Raw genomic sequence first — 1,506 nt, 5'->3', positions numbered from 1 at the left:
GGGAGCGGGCTTGCTCGCGAAAGGGCCCTTTCCCACACCTGGTAAATCCCTGACACCCTGATATAACGCATCGTATTGGCTTTAATCTTTCCTTAACCCATCAAACCCAAACTCTTCATCGTATTTCTCGATATTTCAAAGCAAAAATTTCCGCTTTAAATCGATAGATAACTCGCTAGTCTTGGTCGCAGTTTTCACAGGATATGAGCAATGCAGCTACGCAACTCTTCTTCTCGCTATGGCTGGGTCAGCATCGTTTTGCACTGGGGCATTGCACTGGTGGTGTACGGGCTGTTCGCGCTGGGGCTGTGGATGGTCGGCTTGGATTACTACAGCTCCTGGCGTAAAGACGCGCCGGACTTGCACAAGAGCATTGGCTTGGTGCTGCTGGCGGTCATGTTGCTGCGGGTGGTCTGGCGGTTTGTCAGTCCGCCACCACCGACCTTGCCAACCTATGGCCGCCTGACCCGCGTCGGCGCCAAGCTTGGCCATAGCGCACTGTATCTCGGGTTGTTCGCCGTGATGATTGCCGGTTACCTGATTTCCACCGCAGACGGTGTCGGGATTCCGGTGTTTGGACTGTTTGAAGTACCCGCGCTGGTGTCCGGACTGCCCGATCAGGCAGACGTCGCCGGCCAGATCCACTTCTACCTGGCATGGGCGCTGGTAATTTTTTCCGGCCTTCATGCGTTGGCAGCATTGAAACACCACTTTATCGACCGTGACGCGACCCTCAAGCGCATGCTGGGACGCCAAGCCTGATGTTCAACCTCGACTCCAAAGGAATAGAAAGCATGTTGAAAAAAACGCTCGCCGCCCTGGCAATCGGTTCTGCCCTGCTGTCGGCCGGTCAGGCCATGGCTGCCGACTATGTGGTCGACAAGGAAGGCCAGCACGCCTTTGTCGACTTCAAGATCAGCCACTTGGGTTATAGCTACATCACCGGTACCTTCAAGGACATCGACGGCAAGTTCAGTTTCGACGCCGCCAAGCCTGAAGACAGCAAGATCGAGTTCAACGTGAACACCGCCAGCGTGTTCACCAACCACGCCGAGCGCGACAAGCACATCGCCAGTGCTGACTTCTTGAACGCGAGCAAATTCGCCAAGGCCACCTTCGTGTCCACCAGCGTCAAGTCCACCGGCAAGAACGCTGATGGCAAGGAAACTGCCGACGTGGCCGGTGACCTGACCCTGCTGGGCGTGACCAAGCCTGTCGTGGTCAAGGCCACCTTCCTGGGTGAAGGCAAGGACCCATGGGGCGGCTACCGTGCCGGCTTCGAAGGGACCACCAGCATCAAGCGTTCCGATTTCGGCAAGCAGAAAGACCTGGGCCCAGCGTCCGACGTGGTCGAGCTGTACGTTACGTTTGAAGGTGTTCAAGCGAAGTAACATTCGCGCCTGACAAAAAAACGCCCCTGATCCTGGAATCAGGGGCGTTTTTTATTGCCGCATGGAATCTTGTGAACCGCACATGACCCTTGTGGGAGCGAGCCTGCTCGCGATA

At 56.3% G+C, this 1,506-nt stretch carries 2 protein-coding genes; both read left to right on the top strand.

Translation table 11 applies throughout. From position 1 onward, the window contains the following. The first annotated feature begins 210 nt into the window (after window positions 1-210). The gene (locus HU811_RS26905; protein ID WP_092401543.1) at window positions 211-762 is read left to right on the top strand and encodes a cytochrome b; all 552 of its coding nucleotides are present in this window, start codon (window positions 211-213) and stop codon (window positions 760-762) included. Window positions 763-794: 32 nt separating this feature from the next. Further along, the gene (locus tag HU811_RS26900; RefSeq protein ID WP_092401546.1) at window positions 795-1,391 is read left to right on the top strand and encodes a YceI family protein; all 597 of its coding nucleotides are present in this window, start codon (window positions 795-797) and stop codon (window positions 1,389-1,391) included. Window positions 1,392-1,506: the final 115 nt, after the last annotated feature.

This window comes from Pseudomonas tehranensis (assembly GCF_014268615.1).
Taxonomy (GTDB): domain Bacteria; phylum Pseudomonadota; class Gammaproteobacteria; order Pseudomonadales; family Pseudomonadaceae; genus Aquipseudomonas; species Aquipseudomonas tehranensis.
This window is presented reverse-complemented; position numbering and strand designations above follow the sequence as displayed.

What these genes read in the sequence shown, in the direction of transcription:
- HU811_RS26900 (WP_092401546.1), top strand. Translation starts at nt 795, where the DNA reads ATGTTGAAAAAAACGCTCGCCGCCCTGGCAATCGGTTCTGCCCTGCTG.
- HU811_RS26905 (WP_092401543.1), top strand. Translation starts at nt 211, where the DNA reads ATGCAGCTACGCAACTCTTCTTCTCGCTATGGCTGGGTCAGCATCGTT.